At 43.7% G+C, this 16,936-nt stretch carries 18 protein-coding genes; 5 read left to right on the forward strand and 13 right to left on the reverse strand.

All coding sequences use genetic code 11. The features are described 5' to 3' along the window. Nucleotides 1–81: 81 nt before the first annotated feature. The 3 genes from fusA to rpsL form a co-directional block, all read right to left on the reverse strand. The gene (fusA, locus tag BKL49_RS08065; protein WP_077424320.1) at nt 82–2,184 is read right to left on the reverse strand and encodes an elongation factor G; all 2,103 of its coding nucleotides are present in this window, start codon (nt 2,182–2,184) and stop codon (nt 82–84) included. A gap of 84 nt (nt 2,185–2,268) precedes the next feature. After that, nucleotides 2,269–2,739, reverse strand: coding sequence for a 30S ribosomal protein S7 (rpsG, locus tag BKL49_RS08070; protein WP_077424322.1), 471 nt, complete (start codon nt 2,737–2,739; stop codon nt 2,269–2,271). Nucleotides 2,740–2,896: 157 nt separating this feature from the next. Further along, complete coding sequence (gene rpsL / locus BKL49_RS08075) at nt 2,897–3,271, reverse strand: 30S ribosomal protein S12 (RefSeq protein ID WP_005543325.1); 375 nt, start codon at nt 3,269–3,271, stop codon at nt 2,897–2,899. A 265-nt stretch (nt 3,272–3,536) separates the two neighbouring features. On the opposite strand from rpsL, the gene BKL49_RS08080 reads away from it, so the two are divergent. Next, nucleotides 3,537–4,919: a chloride channel protein gene (locus BKL49_RS08080; protein ID WP_167367132.1), complete on the forward strand. Its 1,383-nt coding sequence runs from the start codon at nt 3,537–3,539 to the stop codon at nt 4,917–4,919. A gap of 2 nt (nt 4,920–4,921) precedes the next feature. Next, nucleotides 4,922–5,905 (forward strand): tRNA dihydrouridine(20/20a) synthase DusA, encoded by a 984-nt coding sequence (gene dusA / locus BKL49_RS08085; RefSeq protein ID WP_077424324.1) that lies wholly within the window; start codon nt 4,922–4,924, stop codon nt 5,903–5,905. Nucleotides 5,906–6,051: 146 nt separating this feature from the next. Here dusA and nlpD read toward each other — a convergent pair whose 3' ends face one another. The 5 genes from nlpD to truD are packed head-to-tail and all read right to left on the reverse strand — an operon-like array spanning nt 6,052 to nt 9,878. After that, the gene (gene nlpD, locus BKL49_RS08090) at nt 6,052–7,254 is read right to left on the reverse strand and encodes a murein hydrolase activator NlpD (RefSeq protein ID WP_077424326.1); all 1,203 of its coding nucleotides are present in this window, start codon (nt 7,252–7,254) and stop codon (nt 6,052–6,054) included. 13 nt (nt 7,255–7,267) lie between these two features. After that, nucleotides 7,268–7,462: a lipoprotein gene (locus BKL49_RS08095; protein ID WP_077424328.1), complete on the reverse strand. Its 195-nt coding sequence runs from the start codon at nt 7,460–7,462 to the stop codon at nt 7,268–7,270. Nucleotides 7,463–7,473: 11 nt separating this feature from the next. Next, the gene (locus BKL49_RS08100) at nt 7,474–8,049 is read right to left on the reverse strand and encodes a YqaA family protein (protein ID WP_077424330.1); all 576 of its coding nucleotides are present in this window, start codon (nt 8,047–8,049) and stop codon (nt 7,474–7,476) included. 39 nt (nt 8,050–8,088) lie between these two features. Next, a complete protein-coding gene (gene surE, locus BKL49_RS08105) occupies nt 8,089–8,859 on the reverse strand; it encodes a 5'/3'-nucleotidase SurE (protein ID WP_077424332.1) in 771 nt (256 codons plus the stop codon). Continuing rightward, nucleotides 8,859–9,878 (reverse strand): tRNA pseudouridine(13) synthase TruD, encoded by a 1,020-nt coding sequence (truD, locus tag BKL49_RS08110; protein WP_077424334.1) that lies wholly within the window; start codon nt 9,876–9,878, stop codon nt 8,859–8,861. Before truD ends, surE begins: the two co-directional genes overlap by 1 nt. Nucleotides 9,879–9,986: 108 nt before the next feature. Here truD and rraB point away from each other — a divergent pair, with 108 nt between their 5' ends. The 3 genes from rraB (at nt 9,987) to slyD (ending at nt 11,861) form a co-directional block, all read left to right on the forward strand. Next, nucleotides 9,987–10,409 carry a ribonuclease E inhibitor RraB gene (gene rraB / locus BKL49_RS08115; RefSeq protein ID WP_077424336.1) on the forward strand — a complete coding sequence of 141 codons (423 nt, stop codon included), beginning with the start codon at nt 9,987–9,989 and terminating at the stop codon, nt 10,407–10,409. A 64-nt stretch (nt 10,410–10,473) separates the two neighbouring features. Then, on the forward strand, nt 10,474–11,190 hold the full coding sequence (locus tag BKL49_RS08120; protein WP_077424338.1) for an SIMPL domain-containing protein: 717 nt from the start codon (nt 10,474–10,476) through the stop codon (nt 11,188–11,190). 65 nt (nt 11,191–11,255) lie between these two features. Next, entirely contained in the window at nt 11,256–11,861 is a 606-nt protein-coding gene (slyD, locus tag BKL49_RS08125; RefSeq protein WP_077424340.1) for a peptidylprolyl isomerase, read from the forward strand. 103 nt (nt 11,862–11,964) lie between these two features. On the opposite strand, the gene BKL49_RS08130 is transcribed toward slyD, so the two are convergent. The 5 genes from BKL49_RS08130 to BKL49_RS08150 form a co-directional block, all read right to left on the reverse strand. Next, nucleotides 11,965–12,474, reverse strand: coding sequence for a GNAT family N-acetyltransferase (locus tag BKL49_RS08130; protein WP_077424342.1), 510 nt, complete (start codon nt 12,472–12,474; stop codon nt 11,965–11,967). 128 nt (nt 12,475–12,602) lie between these two features. After that, entirely contained in the window at nt 12,603–13,061 is a 459-nt protein-coding gene (locus tag BKL49_RS08135; protein WP_077424344.1) for a PTS sugar transporter subunit IIA, read from the reverse strand. Between the two features lie 20 nt (nt 13,062–13,081). Beyond that, nucleotides 13,082–14,434 (reverse strand): glycoside-pentoside-hexuronide (GPH):cation symporter, encoded by a 1,353-nt coding sequence (locus BKL49_RS08140; RefSeq protein WP_077424346.1) that lies wholly within the window; start codon nt 14,432–14,434, stop codon nt 13,082–13,084. Between the two features lie 12 nt (nt 14,435–14,446). After that, nucleotides 14,447–16,060: a xylulokinase gene (locus BKL49_RS08145; RefSeq protein WP_077424348.1), complete on the reverse strand. Its 1,614-nt coding sequence runs from the start codon at nt 16,058–16,060 to the stop codon at nt 14,447–14,449. Nucleotides 16,061–16,131: 71 nt separating this feature from the next. Beyond that, the gene (locus tag BKL49_RS08150; protein ID WP_077424350.1) at nt 16,132–16,911 is read right to left on the reverse strand and encodes an SDR family oxidoreductase; all 780 of its coding nucleotides are present in this window, start codon (nt 16,909–16,911) and stop codon (nt 16,132–16,134) included. Nucleotides 16,912–16,936 lie beyond the last annotated feature (25 nt).

Consider the following 16,936-nt stretch of genomic DNA (forward strand, 5'->3'; position numbering starts at 1 on the left):
AAATTTTTCTTTAGACATTGCTAATGTTTCCTAAAAGTGCGGTATAAAACAACGCTGTTTTATACCGCTGGTTTACAAAAATTATTTTTTACGCGCTTCAATAACTGCAGCAGCAACACTTGTTGGTGCTTCAGCATATTTTAACGGTTCCATTGAGTATGAGGCACGGCCTTGAGTTTGTGAACGTAAGTCTGTTGCATAACCGAACATTTCAGAAAGTGGTACTTCTGCATCAATTTTCACAACAAATTCATTCGCTTCTTGACCATTAACCATTGCACGACGACGACTTAAGTCACCGATTACGTCACCCACATACTCAGGTGGGGTTTCAACTTCTACTTTCATAATTGGCTCAAGTAGAACAGGGTTTGCTTTTGCGAACGCTGCTTTAAACGCTAAAGACGCTGCAAGTTTAAACGCTAATTCTGATGAGTCCACATCATGGTATGAACCGAAGTGTAAACGAACACCGATATCTACTACCGGATAACCTGCTAATGGACCGGATTTAAGTTGTTCTTGAATACCTTTGTCAACGGCAGGAATGTATTCACCAGGGATTACACCACCTTTAATTTCGTTAACAAATTCGTAACCCGGGCCTTCCGGCTCTAATGGATACAAGTCGATAACAACGTGACCATATTGACCGCGACCACCGGATTGTTTTGCGTGTTTACCTTCAACATCGTTAACGCGGGTACGGATTGTTTCACGATAAGATACTTGTGGTTTACCGATATTCGCTTCTACTTTGAACTCGCGTTTCATACGGTCAACGATAATATCTAAGTGTAACTCACCCATACCTGAAATAATGGTTTCACCGGATTCTTCATCGGTGTGAACACGGAATGAAGGGTCTTCTTGTGCCAAACGACCTAATGCAAGACCCATTTTTTCTTGGTCTGCTTTAGTTTTTGGTTCTACCGCAACAGAAATTACCGGCTCAGGGAATTCCATACGCTCAAGAATGATTGGTGCTTCAATCGCACATAAAGTATCACCGGTAGTAACGTCTTTCAAACCGATTGCGGCTGCGATATCACCTGCGCGAACTTCTTTGATTTCTTCACGTTTATTTGCGTGCATTTGAACGATACGACCAAAACGTTCACGTTTTTGACGTACAGAGTTCAACACAGTATCACCGGAGTTAATTACACCGGAATAAACACGGAAGAATGTTAAGTTACCAACAAATGGGTCGGTCGCAATTTTAAATGCTAATGAAGAGAATGGTTCATCATCGCTTGCGTGACGCTCACCTTCGGTTTCATCAGGGTTGATACCTTTAATTGCAGGAATATCGGTTGGTGCAGGTAAATATTCAACAACAGCATCAAGCATTGCTTGAACACCTTTGTTTTTAAACGCTGAACCACAAGTAACCAAGATGATTTCGTTTGCTAATACACGTTGACGAAGACCGGCTTTGATTTCTTCTTCGCTTAAATCTTCACCACCGAGATATTTTTCCATCAATTCTTCTGATGCTTCAGCAGCAGCTTCAACAAGGTTTTGACGCCACTCTTCACAGTCTGCAAGCATATTGGCAGGAATATCTTCATAAGTGAATGTCATACCTTGATCGGCTTCATTCCAGTTGATTGCTTTCATTTTGATCAAATCAACAACACCGGTGAAACTATCTTCGGCACCGATTGGCAATTGAAGTGGAACGGCATTCGCCCCTAAGCGGGTTTTTAATTGATCAACAACGCGCAAGAAGTTTGCACCGGTACGGTCCATTTTATTTACGAACGCGATACGTGGAACTTCATATTTATTAGCTTGACGCCATACGGTTTCGGATTGTGGTTGAACACCGCCTACCGCACAATAAACCATTACCGCACCATCAAGAACACGCATAGAACGTTCTACTTCAACAGTAAAGTCTACGTGTCCCGGAGTGTCGATTACGTTGATACGGTGTTGTGGGAACTGCTGTGACATACCGGACCAGAATGCGGTGGTTGCCGCAGAAGTGATGGTGATACCGCGCTCTTGCTCTTGTTCCATCCAGTCCATTGTTGCCGCACCATCGTGTACTTCACCGATTTTGTGGCTTACACCTGTATAGAATAAGATACGTTCAGTAGTAGTTGTTTTACCCGCATCAATGTGCGCACTAATACCGATATTGCGATATCTTTCAATAGGAGTTGTACGTGCCATTATTATAACCTTGTTTAGTTTAATATCTGTTTATATAAGGGTAAGGCTTCATCAATGATGAAGCCTCTAAAATTCAAAAGCTTATTACCAACGGTAGTGAGCAAATGCTTTATTGGCTTCAGCCATACGGTGAACGTCTTCACGTTTCTTCACAGCTGCACCTTTATTATCGGAAGCATCCGATAATTCATTTGCAAGACGTAAAGCCATTGATTTATCACCACGTTTACGTGCCGCTTCAACGATCCAACGCATCGCTAATGCGTTACGGCGAACCGGACGCACTTCAACCGGTACTTGATAAGTCGAACCACCAACACGGCGGGATTTAACCTCAACGGTTGGGCGTACATTTTCAAGGGCGATTTCAAATGCTTCTAAAGCTTCTTTACCGGTACGTTGGGATAAGGTTTCCAAAGCACCATAAACAATTGATTCGGCAACGGATTTTTTACCGTCAACCATAATTACATTAATAAATTTTGCAAGTAATTCTGAACCGAATTTCGGATCTGGAAGAATCTTGCGTGGTTCAACACTACGACGACGTGGCATTGCGATTTCTCCGTATTTTAATCTTCAGGATATCCAAAACCCATCAGCAATATTTCTCATTGAGAAACTTTGCAGTGCAAATGCACTTTTTGACTGGAGTTTATGGTTTAAATTGTTTTGCTAATTTAGACGTTTGGCCTTACTTAACGGAGAACCATTAAGCTTTAGGACGTTTAACGCCGTATTTAGAACGACCTTGTTTACGATCTTTCACGCCTGCGCAGTCTAATGCACCGCGTACTGTGTGGTAACGCACACCCGGTAAGTCTTTAACACGACCACCACGGATTAATACAACACTGTGCTCTTGAAGGTTATGACCTTCACCACCGATATAAGAAGTTACTTCAAAACCGTTAGTTAAGCGAATACGACATACTTTACGTAACGCTGAGTTAGGTTTTTTAGGAGTTGTAGTATATACACGAGTACATACACCACGTTTCTGCGGGCAAGCCTCTAATGCAGGAACGTTGCTTTTTACAACCTTTTTCACACGCGGTTTGCGTACTAGCTGGTTGATAGTTGCCATTAAAAAGCTCCAGTTTAAATGTTATTCAATAATAGAATGTTGTTCAAAAATTCTACTTCCATACAGAAATAGACGGCGAATTCTAATCGTTATATAGCGGCTTGTCAATAAGCAAACAATCCTGAAGATCCGATGGGAAGATCCGCATAGATCGCCAAAGTGCGGTCAAAAATAAGCCATTTTTTTGTGAAATAACCCTCATTGATTGCCCGATTTCTTTCCTCGTTCTATAATTTCGCCAAAATCACCGAAAAATACTCAATCAATGTTACGAACAATCCGCGTAAAAACCCGCTATTTTTATCACAAAAAACTTCGTCAAACCCACCGCATTTCACGCAAAACCTTAGAATTTGCCTGCCTGATTCTTGGCGCAACGCTTGTTGCCCTTTTTTCCTTAGGTTTTGCCAAATTAGCCGATGCAGGCTTGGAACTCAACGCCCATTGGTCGGCACGCTATCCCCTTGCGGTCTGGTTTATTCTTCCTCTTGGGCTTGCCGCCCTCACTTGGTTTACCGCTAAATTTACCCCTTATGTCGGTGGCAGCGGTATTCCGCAAGTGATTGCCTCAATTAACCTTCCCCACAGCAACTACAAAACTAAACTACTTGCCTTTGGACAGACCCTATGGAAAATTCCGCTCACCTTTTTAGCAATGCTTATCGGAGCCTCCGTTGGGCGTGAAGGCCCTTCCGTCCAAGTGGGGGCCGCCGTGATGTTGGCATGGGGAAATTTTTGCCGTAAACACAACTTCGCCTTTAGGGGATTAAGCACAAATGAACTGATGGCAACCGGTGCCGCCGGTGGATTGGCTGCCGCATTCAATGCCCCTTTGGCAGGGGTAATTTTTGCCATTGAAGAACTTGGTCGTGGTGTGATGTTACGTTGGGAACGCCGCGTCTTAATGGGCGTGTTGGCGGCAGGTTTTATTTTGGTGGCGATTCAAGGGAACAGCCCTTATTTTCCCACTTACAAAGGGGCGACAGATGTGCCTTATCTTTATTTATGGCTTATTGCCTGCGGTATCCTTTGTGGTGTGTTAGGCGGTATTTTTGGGCGTTTGTTAGCGAAAGGAATCGCAGGCATCTCCCCTGAAAAATGGCGTGGCTGGATTCGCCGTCATCCTATTTATGTTGCGTTATTATTAGGATTGTTGCTTGCCGCTATCGGCACTTATAGCAAAGGGCAAACCTATGGCACGGGTTATGATGTGGTGGCACGTGCATTAGAAGGTGATTCCGTTGATCCTGAAATAGGTATTCTCAAACTTTTTGCCACGGTTGCCACTTATTGGAATGGCATTGCCGGCGGCATTTTCACCCCTTCCCTCACCACCGGTGCCGGAATTGGCTCGATGTTATGGGAAATCAGCGGCGGAATGGTTGATCAACGTTTCCTTGTTCTTCTCTGTATGGCGGCATTTTTGGCAGGCGGAACACAATCACCGGTTACCGCCAGTGTGGTTGTAATGGAAATGACCGGTGCGCAAACCGTTCTCATCTGGCTCTTGATTTCCAGTATCATCGCCTCCATAATCTCGCGCCAGTTTAATCCGAAACCTTTTTATCATTTCGCGGCAGGACGTTTTCGTCAGCGTATGCAAGAACTTCAAATTCAAGATCTCACCCGCGATAACCAAGAGAAATAAAAATGCCTCAAAATCAACCGCACTTTTATTGTGGTCGTTTTTCCGTTGCACCAATGCTTGATTGGACAACCCGCCACTGTCGTTATTTCCATCGCCAATTTTCTAAACAGGCGTTGCTTTACACGGAAATGGTGACCGCCCCTGCAATTATTCACGCCAAATATGATCATCTGGATTTTGATGTGCGTGAAAACCCCGTTGCCTTACAATTAGGCGGAAGTGATCCCACTCAACTTAAACATTGTGCAAAGTTAGCCGAAGAACGGGGCTATCACGAAATTAATTTGAATGTAGGCTGCCCTTCCGATCGGGTACAAAACGGAATGTTCGGGGCGTGTTTAATGGCAAAAGCTGATTTGGTTGCCGAATGTGTGGAACAAATGCAAAGTGCGGTCAATATTCCGGTAACGGTAAAAACCCGTATTGGCATTGATGAACTGGATAGCTATGAATTTTTATGCGACTTCATTGAGAAGGTGCAAAATAAAGGCTGCAAAGAATTTATTATCCACGCCCGTAAGGCTTGGCTTTCCGGACTCAGCCCAAAAGAAAATCGGGAAATTCCTCCCCTTGATTATGCACGGGTTTATCAACTCAAACGTGATTTCCCCCATTTAAGCATTGCCATAAACGGTGGCATTAAAACCGTAGAGGAAATGAAACAACATCTACAATATGTGGATGGCGTAATGGTCGGGCGTGAGGCTTATCAAAATCCAAGTTTACTGGGGATGATTGACAACGCATTATTTGATCAAAATGCCCCTATTATTACCCCACGGGAAGCGGTTCTCGCAATGTTGCCCTATATCGAACAACAACTGAGCCAAGGCGTTTATTTAAATCATATTGTCCGTCATATGCTTGGGGCATTCCAAAACTGTAAAGGGGCGCGTCAATGGCGGCGTTATTTAAGCGAAAATGCCTTCAAGCAAGGGGCAGGGATTGAGGTTGTTGAAACGGCATTGAACTTTGTCGAAAATTAAAAACCTTATAGATTTCAATTCAATGTTGAAGTGGTCGAATTGACCACTTTTTTTATTGCGTTCATTCCTTTTTCAATACGCATAAATAAATCGGTTAGTTTTTAAAACTAACCGATTTGATCTAATTGATAATGCTTTAGACATTCCTATCGTCTTGGTAAATAACGAATCGGATCAACCGATTTACCTTTGTAACGAATTTCAAAGTGAAGTTTTACAGCATTTGTTCCGGTGCTACCCATTTTGGCAATTTCTTGACCGGCTTTCACTTCTTGTTGATCGCTCACAAGAATTCTATCGTTATGGGCATAGGCACTGAGGAAATCATCATTATGTTTGATGATGATTAAGTTACCATAACCGCGCAATGCGTTACCTGCGTACACAACACGGCCTGCCGCCGCCGCTTTCACCGCTTGCCCACGTGAGCCGGAAATATCAATTCCCTTATTACCGCCATCGGCATTTGAGAAGCCTTGAATAGTATTGCCACTTGCCGGCCATTGCCACGCCACATTAGACGCAATTGGTGCAACCACATTGGCGTTTACCGGTGTGGTATTCACTGTGGTGGTAGGCGTTGCAGGGACATTGGTTGAAGTATTGTAGTTTGGTGTAGCGGAAGGCACGCCTGCCCCTGATTTAATCGGGCCAATCACCGTACCATCAGAGCCAATCTGTGTACCATTTGCTCCGGCGGTGTAAGTCACCGCCGGTTCGGTCGGTTTCACACTCGAAGCAGTTGTGGTTGTATTGACCGGTACGGTTGTTGTTACGGTTTTCGTGGTGCATTTACCGATTTTTAAGGTTTGGCCTACGCTTAAACTATAAGGCTCGGACATATTATTCATTGCCGCCAGCTCTTTCACGTCCATTCCTGCCAAGTAAGCAATCAGGAACATCGTATCGCCTTTGTTTACTTTATAGGTGCTGCCTTTATAAGAACCTTTTTGAATTTGACTATAATCCGGTGCATTGGTATTTGGATTACGTGGAACATTAACCACTGCCGAATTGGTACAATCCGAAATAGTTTTCGTCACCGTTTTTGTCTGTGGCTGTACCGGTGTGACAGGTGTGGTTACGGCAGGCTGAATCGGTTGAAAATTAGGTTGTGGTGTTTGAACGCCGGCTTGTACGCTGTTACCCGCCGTGTTTGATCCCATCGAATTTGGCATTGTATTTTGTTGAATTTCAGGCTGCCAGCTACCGCCGCTATTTCCACCAACAGGCTGCATAATGCCCGGGGTGAGTGAGCCGTCAGCGTTTTCAATCGGTGCTTGTGTATTTGATGAACACGCACTCAAAATGGCAACACTCAAGGGTAATAATAAAAACGATTTTTTCATTTATTTTTCCTTCTTATTTCATTGTATTTGGCATAGCCTGATGTTCAATTTCCGGCATAAAACTGCCGCCGGCAACAGCGCCTGTTCCTTCCACCGGTTGCATAATACCGTCCGGCAATGCATTTGGATCTTTTACTTTGACCTCGGAAGAGGAAGTACAAGCCGCTAAAACCAACGTCATAGACAACGCAAATAAATATTTATTCATAATCTATCCTATTATTTCAAAATAAAGTAAGCCGCCACCGCAAGCGCGACAACCGACCAACCGATAATTTCAATGGATTTGCGTAATTTCGCCGCAAATTTTTCACCGCCCCAAGCGGCTAATTTTGCCACCAATAAAAAGCGTGCCGCACGTGAAACAAATGCGGTGAGTACAAAGGGGAAGAATGCCATTTGCATCACACCGGCGCAAATGGTAAACACTTTATACGGAATCGGGCTAAATCCGGCAACAAAAACAACCAACACGCCCCATTGTTCAAACCAACTCATGGCTTTTGCCCAATGTTCGCCATAGCCCCATTGTTGCACAATACCTTGCACCCAATCCGTTGCAAAATAACCAATGGCATATCCCACGATTCCACCAATCACTGAAGCTATCGCCGTATAAAGGGCAAATTTGACCGCACTTTTTGGCTTTGACATTGACATTGGGATCAGCATTACATCGGGCGGAATCGGAAAGAAGATGGCTTCAATAAAACTCACAAAAGATAACCAAAACGCCGCCAAACGATGTGTTGACCACGCCATTGTTTTATCATACATCGCCCCAAAAATATTCATTTCATCACCTTTTGTTTCTCAATTCGCCAAAACGCCACATTATTCACGTTCCAACCAATCTTGTAAAGATTGAATTGCGTGATGTGCCGTCATATCTGCCTGAATCGGCGTAATGGAAACATAACCGTTTTTCACCGCGTGGAAATCTGTTCCTTCTTGTTTCACCGCGTGGAAATCTGTTCCTTCTTGTTCGTTTTCAGGCAAGCCTGCAGGGCCAATCCAATAAATCGGCTCGCCACGTGGATCTGTTTGCTTAATCACTTCTGCCGCAGAAGATCGATAACCCAAACGGCAAACTTTATAGCCTTTCAGTGCTTCATAAGGCACATCCGGCACATTAATATTGATAATTTCACGCGGATTTAATAATTGATTGTGTAATTTTGGAATCAGCTCCACCACCACCCGTGCCGCGGTTTCATAGTGTAAACGCCCGTCTAAAGAAACCGCAATCGCCGGCAAACCTAAATGACGGCCTTCCAACGCCGCCGCCACCGTGCCGGAATAAATCGTGTCATCCCCCATATTGCAACCGGCATTAATGCCTGATACCACCAGATCGACCTGTCCCGATAAAAAACCGTTTAACGCCAAATGCACACAATCGGCAGGTGTGCCGTTGAGGCAATAATCACCATTATCTAAATGACGGGGACGCAACGGCTCAACCAAGGTGAGCGCACTGGATGCCGCACTGCGATTGCGATCCGGTGCCACAATCACCACATCGGCAATTTTGCGTAATTCCGCCGCTAAAACCTGAATTCCTTCTGCGTGAAAACCATCGTCATTACTTAATAAAATTCGCATTATGCTTCCTTATAATTCACTAATTCTCGAACCAATGCCGTTGCGTAAGAACCTGCCGGCAAATAAAAATGCAGTTTTAATCCCTGTTCGGTAAACTGCCAATGAAAATATTGCGCCTGCATTAATAACGGACGGCGTGCCGCTTTCATTTTTTCCTGCTTCATCAACGGGACAAAAACATCGTGTTGTGCCACAATGGTATTTTCAATCGCTGAAGCAGTGAGATTTTCTTCACCGATTAAGGGGGCAGTGAGCAAAATATCGCCCTGTTCCAGCCGCATTTGCAATGCTGCCAAATCCTCCGTTTCATCGGCTTTAAACCAACTGTGCGAACCGCTTAGCTGCACAATATCATTCGGAAAAACCTGCATTGCCATATTTTGTTCAATACGTGCCGCCACTACTAAATTAAAAATTTCACTGCGGGCGGCAGAAAGGTAAAAACTGCGTTTTTTACGATCTTTCACCTTAATCTCGCCTTTTGCCCAACGCAATGCCTGCGTGAGATTATGCCCATCCCTTCCAAATCGTTGTTCCGTGAAATAATTAGGAAAACCGAATTTCTTGACAAAATCTAACCGCACTTTGAGTTCGTCCGTTTCTATCGCACCACGTAACAAAATCTCAAAATGATTGCCCTGCAAACTACCGGTGCGGATTTTACGGTGATGACGGGTGACGGCTAAGATCTCAACGCCTTCCAATTCAAATTGGCTGAAATCCGGCGTTTCCTGCCCCGGCATTTGTAAACAGAACCATTGTTCCGTCACCGCTTGGCGATCTTTTAAACCGGCATAGCCCATATTGCGTTCCGACACGCCGGCAAATTTTGCCAGTTTTTCCCCCACAAAGAGGGTATTACAACCGGTTTTTCGCACTTTTAATGCCACAAATTCCCCTTCGCCCGACATTTCGTAGCCAAGCACTTCTTTAACGATAAAATCGGCACATTCCTGTTTTAAAAGTGCGGTTGATTTTGGCGGTGTTTTTAAGGCGAGATAAGGGAGTTGTTCAAACATAATGTGGGCAATGTTTTGTGAGAAAATAATGGTGCAAAATTCTATGCGACTTTTGTGGATTTATCCACTAAAATAACCGCACTTTTCACGCCAATTAAGGAAATAATAATGACTGATTTTGCCGAACTTCAAACCGAAACCCGCGAAATTATCTCTGACTTACTCAATGACGGTAGCGACCCTGCGGCACTTTATATTATTGAACATCACGTTGCCCACTACGACTTTGATTTGCTGGAAAAAATCGCCGTAGATGCGTTCAAAGCCGGCTATGAAGTGTCCGAAGCGGAAGAATTTGAAGATGATAACGGTAAACCGCTGTTTTGTTTTGACATCATTAGCGAAGTGGAATTAAAGGCAGAAATTATTGATGCCCAACAAAAAGAAATTTTACCTTTAATTGAAAAAAACAAAGGCATTTATGACGGTTGGGGAACTTATTTTGAAGATCCAAATTCCGATGAAGACGAATATGGCAACGATGGGGAATTTTTTGATGAAGACGAGGTCGAAGAACCACGTTTACACTAATTTTTATCCTTTACTTTCCCCCATAACGACCGCGAAAGTGCGGTCATTTTTTTGAGAGAAATTTATGAAATTGAAAACCCTTAGTCTTGCCCTTCTAGCCTTGCCTTTTAGCACTACCGCACTTGCGGAAAATACCGCTACAACGCCTTCTCAAGTGGTGTCGTTCAATACGGAAGTCGAAACTGAAATTGATCGCGATTTATTACAGGTTCATCTGTTTTACCAAGTTGACGGTAAAAATTTATCGGATTTAAATAAAACCATTTCCGAACGTTTAAATAAAGCCGTGGCAATCGCCAAAGCACAAAGTGCGGTCAATATTAAAGGCAATTCCCGCAATACTTCCGTTCGTTATGATGCACAAGGCAAGAAAAACGGTTGGATTGCCCGTGCCGAATTAGTGTTGGAAAGCCAAGATTTCCAAGCTATCTCTCAAGTTATCGCCACATTAGATGATGTGATGGCGGTGGAAGATGTGAGTGCTTCCATTTCTTCCGAAAAATTAATGCACGTAGAAAATGAATTGACCCAAGCCGTCATTGAAAAATTCAAGCAAAAAGCCGCATTAATTCAAAATTCATTAAAAATGAAAGATTATCGCATTCTTGATTTGGATATTTCATCCGTTAATGAGCAAGCGCCAATTCGTGCCTATGCCGCACCACGGTCGGCAAAAATGGCGATGCTTTCTTCGGAAGCGACAGATCAGGCATTTTTAGAGAACGGTAAAGAACGTGTTCGCGTGCGGGCAAATGCACGAATTGAATTTGGTAAAGATTAATTTTCTATACAATTCTTTTTTATTCTATACAATGGCAACATTTTTCACACAATAAGGAAAAACCAATGAATGTAGCAAAAAATGTGGTGGTAAGCATTGCTTACCAAGTACGTACACAAGATGGTGTATTAGTAGATGAAGCACCGGCAAATCAACCCTTAGAATATTTACAAGGTCATAACAATTTAGTCGTAGGGCTTGAAAATGCTTTAGAAGGCAAAGCGGTTGGCGATAAATTTGAAGTTCGTGTAAAACCGGAAGAAGGTTACGGTGAATATAACGAAAATATGGTTCAACGTGTGCCAAAAGAGGTATTCCAAGGCGTTGATGAATTAGTGGTAGGAATGCGTTTTTTAGCGGATACCGATATTGGCCCGATTCCCGTTGTGATTACCGAAGTTGACGGTGATGAAGTGGTGGTTGACGGCAACCATATGTTAGCCGGTCAAGAATTACATTTTACGGTTGAAGTGGTGGCAACACGTGAAGCAACCTTAGAAGAAATTGCACACGGTCACGTTCACGGTGCGCACGATCATCATCACGATCACGAAGAAGGCTGCTGCGGTTGCGGTGGTCATCACCATCACGAACACGAACACGGCGGTTGCTGTGGCGGTGGTCATAAACACGGTCACGATCACGGCGGCTGTGGTTGTGGCGGGCATTAATTGCCATAAACGAATACGCCATTAGTTCGTTGATTTTGTCATCATTTTTAGTGGCGGTTTAAATTTGCGGTCGGTTTTTCTTTTGAAAAATCGACCGCACTTTTTAAGAAATTGCTTTTAAATCTATCCAATATCGTTCTATTCCTTTAGATATTGTTTCTAAAACGCCACTATTAGCCAAAATAACTGCCCTACTGGCAGCATTATCGCAATGACAAGTGATGAGTACCTGCTCTAACTTTAGGCTGCGGGCAATGGGGAGGGCGAGATGTAACTGAACTTTCGCATACCCTTTGCGACGTTCGCTAGGACGGATTGAATAGCCAATATGCCCACCTTGTTGTCGTAAAAAATCATTGAGTTGTAGGCGAATTTGCAGAAAACCCAAGGCTCGTCCTGTTTCATCAAAGGAAACCAATTGAACGGCAGGAACAAAATTTTCAGGCAAGTTTCGTCCCTGTTCAGCATCCTGATTATTTTGCAACCAAGTCAAATAATCAAACTGATTTTTATCCCAAAAACCGCTATCGTGCTTGGATTGATAGCTGATAAATTCATCCATCATTTCAATAACGGCATTTTGATCCTGCAAGGTTGGGCGACGTAGTTCCATTTTTTCCTTTGTTTATCTGCGAAAAATAGGGGCACCCCACTGATGTCCCTACCTATGACATTATTTCCACATTGTGCGTTTTCAAATCATTCCAAAAACAAACGAGAAATTGACCGCACTTTTAGTGGTTAGAGCTTCACGCCGATGATATTTTCATCACCCACTTTGACTTCTTTATTTTCAGTATGCAGAGAAATTTGAATATTCGGGTTTGAAAACACAATCGGTGAGATGAGGGCATTTTCATTATCGGTGAATTTGCTTTTATCCACATAGGTTAGCACATCGCCTTGTTTAACACGGGCGTATTTTTGTACTTGCGGACGGAAAGCTCCTTCGTGGCGTACAGAATCCAAGCCAATATGTACTAAAACTTCCAAGCCGTCTTCTTCACGGCGGATAATAAAGGCGTGTCCGCTGGGAAAAGCGGCGATGACAATACCGGAAATGGGACTCACCACCACTTCGCCACTTAATTTAATCGCAAAGCCTTCGCCTAAGGATTTATCGGAAAAGTGCTTGTCGGGAACTTGTTCCAAGTGAAGCAATGATCCTGTCATCGGGATAATAAATTGTTCATTTAACATTGAATATTCCTTCTGTTTCGTTAGTTTTGAGCGGCATACGCCATTTGTTTTCTGCGTAATTCTAAGACATCGGTCATTTTGCCACGGATCGCATCAAGACGATAGAACGACATCAGCACGATAACCGCCACGCAAATGATCAACGGAATCCAGATAAAACACACTTCAATACTGAATAAGGCAGAGTCGGTTTGTTCCACATTCGGGAGATAGCCGCCGGATTTTAAAATCCAACCGATTAAGGCACCGGCAACGCCCATTCCAAATTTTACGAAGAAACCTTGTAAAGAGGCAATCATTCCCGGAATACTGCGGTTCTTTTCATATTCGGAATAGTCAATCACATCGGGTTGAATGGCGAAAGTTACGCCGAAAATGCCGTACATTCCCAAGCCGGTAATTGCCAAGCTAATGATCACCATTGTTGCGGAATCTTTGCCAACATAAGCGACTAAATCGCCGAGAATGTAGAGTGCCGCACAAGCGATAATCAATGTGCGTTGCGGAAACATTTTTTGTAATTTTGGCAGGACAAATAAAATAGGTAAGCCGGATAAAATTCCAAAAAAGCCGACAAACACTAACCAATCGGTTTGTTGGAGGTTATAGGTAAAATAGTAGATAACTGAAGTATTACGCACCACATATAAGCCAAAATAAAGGAAATTCACTAACACTAGAATCCAAGTTTGGCTGGTTAAACCACGGAAATCGTCCCATACGGAGCTACCGGCACTTCTTTCTACGGTCGGCGGTACAACTTCCTCTGTTTGGCTAAAGGTAAAGAAAAAGATAAACATCGCCAATACGCCGTATAGGCTCATTGTCCAAAAATAGCCTTTTTCATAGTCGCCTTGACCGAAAAATTCCACCAAAGGCTGGGTAATACTCATTACCACTGCGGTACCCAATAAGGCACACACCATACGACCGGAAACAAGTATGTTGCGTTCGTGAATATCGGAGGTTAAACGAGGCACGATAGTATTGAGCGGAATATTCACAACCGTGTAAGCGGTAGAAAGCATAGTATAAGTGGCATACGCCCAAATAATTTTACCTGTTTGTCCGAAATCCGGCACATAGAAGGTCAGCGCGGTAAACAGGGCAAAGGGGATCGCACCGATGACGAAATAAGGGCGACCGGAACCCCAACGGGTTTTGGTGCGATCCACAATTAAGCCCATAATTACGTCAGTTGCGGCATCAATCAAGCGGGTGGAAAGTAGCATTGTCCCCACAATCGCCGCTTCAATGCCAAAAACATCGGTATAAAAGAACATCAAATAAGATGCCATTGTGCCAAATACCAAATTACAGCCGAAATCGCCAAAACCGTAGCCAATACGTTTAAGCCATCTATTCTCTTTCATAACATTATCCTTTTAATGGTTTGTATCAAATTGATCGGCAAATTGTGCCGCTTTCCGTTCAATCGGCAAGCCGGCTTTATATTGCTGAATGAATTGTTCATAACCTGCAACCCATTGCGGATCAGGGTTAGCCACATTATCGGCACTGTCAGCAAAAATGACCTGATCGAGATAATCGGTTAATGAACGGTGGGAATGGGCGGTATAGGCGGCTAATAATGCAATACCCCAAGCACCGCCCTCACTGGCGGTATCCAAAAGTGCAACAGGTACATCAAGGGCGGCAGCCAACACTTTTTGAGCCACCGCTTTGCTTTTAAATAAACCGCCGTGAGCAAAAATTTTCTCAATGTTGACCTTTTCGGTTTTGGTGAGGGTATCCATTCCCAACTTCATTGCCCCAAATGCGGTGTAAAGTTGCACTAAAATGAAATTTGGCAAGGAAAATTCTGCGTTGGCTGGGTGAACAAATAACGGACAGCCTGTAACTAAATCCACACCGTGTTCACCGGAATAGAAACAGTAAGACAATAAACCGCCACCATTCGGATTAGCTTGCAATGCCTGCTCAAATAACCGACCGTAAAGTTCGTCCGTGCTAACGTTCGCATTAAAGGTTTTGAGTACTTCACCAAATAATTGAAACCACGCATTTAAATCGGAACTGCAATTTTGTGAATGTGCCATCGCAACCAAATCACCCGCGGGTGTCGTTACCATATCCAGATCGCGATAAACTTTGGAAAGCGGTTTTTCTAACACAACCATTGCAAATGCCGATGTCCCTGCGGAGACATTACCGGTTTTCACTTTGATACTGTTGGTCGCCATCATTCCCGTACCGGCATCGCCTTCGGGCGGGCATAAGAGACAACCTGCTTGCAACTGACCGCTTGCATCCAACAATTTCGCCCCTTTTTCCGTGAGCGTACCGGCATTTTGTCCAGCAACAAGCACGGTCGGTAAAATATCTTGGAGCTGCCAATCAAAATGGTATTCGGCAATCAGATCGTTAAAGGTGCCGATCATTGCTTTATCATAATCTTTCGTGACTGAATCAATCGGGAACATACCGGAAGCATCGCCAATGCCAAGCACTTTTTGTCCGGTTAATTGCCAATGCACATAGCCCGCAAGGGTGGTAATAAAATCAATCTCTTTGGTATGATTTTCTTGATTTAATACCGCTTGATAAAGATGTGCCACACTCCAACGTTGCGGAATATTATATTGCAAGGCTTCAGTGAGCTTATCCGCCGCCACAGCGGTCGTATTATTCCGCCAAGTGCGAAATTCCGCTAATTGCTTGCCTTGTTGATCAAATGCCAAATAGCCGTGCATCATTGCACTGACCCCTAACGCCGCCAGTTTAGTAATGTTCACGCCGTACTGTGCCAGCACGTTTTGACACAAATCTTGATAACTTCTCGCCACGCCCGTCCAAACTTCATCTAACGGATAAGTCCAGATGCCATTGATAAAATGGTTCTCCCATTCATAACCCCCTTTCGCTAAAATCCCCCCTTGTGCATCAATTAACACCGATTTAATGCGGGTTGAACCCAGTTCAATACCGAGATAGGTTTCCCCATTTTTTATCTTTTCTGCTGCCGTTACATTATTCATCACATATTCCTCGCTTTTTTGCCGTTAAAAAAAACCCGATTGAGTAAATGTTCAAACGGGCTTTGGATCAATTAGAAACAGGTAAATGCACCATCTACGATAAAGTCGGAACCGGTCGTAAAGCTACTGGTATCACCGGCTAAATAAACGCAGATAGATTGTAATTCTTCCGGTGTACCCAAGCGGTGCAATGGTGCCATTTCATTCCAAGTTTTAATTAACGGTTGTAAATCTTTGGAATTTAACGTTAATTCCGTGCCGATATAGCCCGGGCTCAAACTGTTGACACGAATATTATGTTTCGCCCATTCAATGGCAAGGGATTTGGTTAATTGAATCACACCGGCTTTAGAGGCGTTATAAGCACATTGTGGTTGAGGCACATTCACAATATGTGCCGACATTGAAGCGGTATTGATAATTGAGCCACCACCGCCTTGCTCAATCATTAATTTCCCTGCAGCTTGTGCGGTTAAAAATACGCCGGTTAAATTGATATTGATGACTTTCTGCCATTGTTCAAAGCTCATTTCTTCCGCAGGTACATTGATACAAATCCCCGCATTACAGAACGCAATATCCAAACGACCGAAATGTTGTTTGATTGCCGCCATCAATGCATTCACACTCTCAGGGCTGGTTACATCGGTTTGCACTGCCAAGGTTTTCACCTTTTCCGCTTGTGCGATTTCTTGGGCGGTTTTTTCCGCTTCGGCAATATCCAAATCAGCAATCACCACATTCGCACCGGCTTGAGCAAAGCCAATCGCCACGCTTTTTCCTATGCCTCTCGCACCACCGGTAACAAACGCAGTTTTACCGTCTAAACGCATTTTTTCTAAAATACCCATCGTGAACCTCCTCAGTTCATTTTCT

It is taken from the genome of Rodentibacter myodis, assembly GCF_001999305.1.
Lineage (GTDB): Bacteria > Pseudomonadota > Gammaproteobacteria > Enterobacterales > Pasteurellaceae > Rodentibacter > Rodentibacter myodis.

Bases quoted from the DNA above. Each gene is read 5' to 3' on its own strand.
- BKL49_RS08145 (WP_077424348.1), bottom strand. From the start codon at position 16,060: ATGAATAATGTAACGGCAGCAGAAAAGATAAAAAATGGGGAAACCTAT.
- BKL49_RS08135 (WP_077424344.1), bottom strand. From the start codon at position 13,061: ATGTTAAATGAACAATTTATTATCCCGATGACAGGATCATTGCTTCAC.
- BKL49_RS08140 (WP_077424346.1), bottom strand. From the start codon at position 14,434: ATGAAAGAGAATAGATGGCTTAAACGTATTGGCTACGGTTTTGGCGAT.
- BKL49_RS08100 (WP_077424330.1), bottom strand. From the start codon at position 8,049: ATGAATATTTTTGGGGCGATGTATGATAAAACAATGGCGTGGTCAACA.
- BKL49_RS08095 (WP_077424328.1), bottom strand. From the start codon at position 7,462: ATGAATAAATATTTATTTGCGTTGTCTATGACGTTGGTTTTAGCGGCT.
- nlpD (WP_077424326.1), bottom strand. From the start codon at position 7,254: ATGAAAAAATCGTTTTTATTATTACCCTTGAGTGTTGCCATTTTGAGT.
- BKL49_RS08130 (WP_077424342.1), bottom strand. From the start codon at position 12,474: ATGGAACTACGTCGCCCAACCTTGCAGGATCAAAATGCCGTTATTGAA.
- slyD (WP_077424340.1), top strand. From the start codon at position 11,256: ATGAATGTAGCAAAAAATGTGGTGGTAAGCATTGCTTACCAAGTACGT.
- BKL49_RS08080 (WP_167367132.1), top strand. From the start codon at position 3,537: ATGTTACGAACAATCCGCGTAAAAACCCGCTATTTTTATCACAAAAAA.
- BKL49_RS08150 (WP_077424350.1), bottom strand. From the start codon at position 16,911: ATGGGTATTTTAGAAAAAATGCGTTTAGACGGTAAAACTGCGTTTGTT.
- truD (WP_077424334.1), bottom strand. From the start codon at position 9,878: ATGTTTGAACAACTCCCTTATCTCGCCTTAAAAACACCGCCAAAATCA.
- rraB (WP_077424336.1), top strand. From the start codon at position 9,987: ATGACTGATTTTGCCGAACTTCAAACCGAAACCCGCGAAATTATCTCT.
- BKL49_RS08120 (WP_077424338.1), top strand. From the start codon at position 10,474: ATGAAATTGAAAACCCTTAGTCTTGCCCTTCTAGCCTTGCCTTTTAGC.
- fusA (WP_077424320.1), bottom strand. From the start codon at position 2,184: ATGGCACGTACAACTCCTATTGAAAGATATCGCAATATCGGTATTAGT.
- surE (WP_077424332.1), bottom strand. From the start codon at position 8,859: ATGCGAATTTTATTAAGTAATGACGATGGTTTTCACGCAGAAGGAATT.
- rpsL (WP_005543325.1), bottom strand. From the start codon at position 3,271: ATGGCAACTATCAACCAGCTAGTACGCAAACCGCGTGTGAAAAAGGTT.
- rpsG (WP_077424322.1), bottom strand. From the start codon at position 2,739: ATGCCACGTCGTCGTAGTGTTGAACCACGCAAGATTCTTCCAGATCCG.
- dusA (WP_077424324.1), top strand. From the start codon at position 4,922: ATGCCTCAAAATCAACCGCACTTTTATTGTGGTCGTTTTTCCGTTGCA.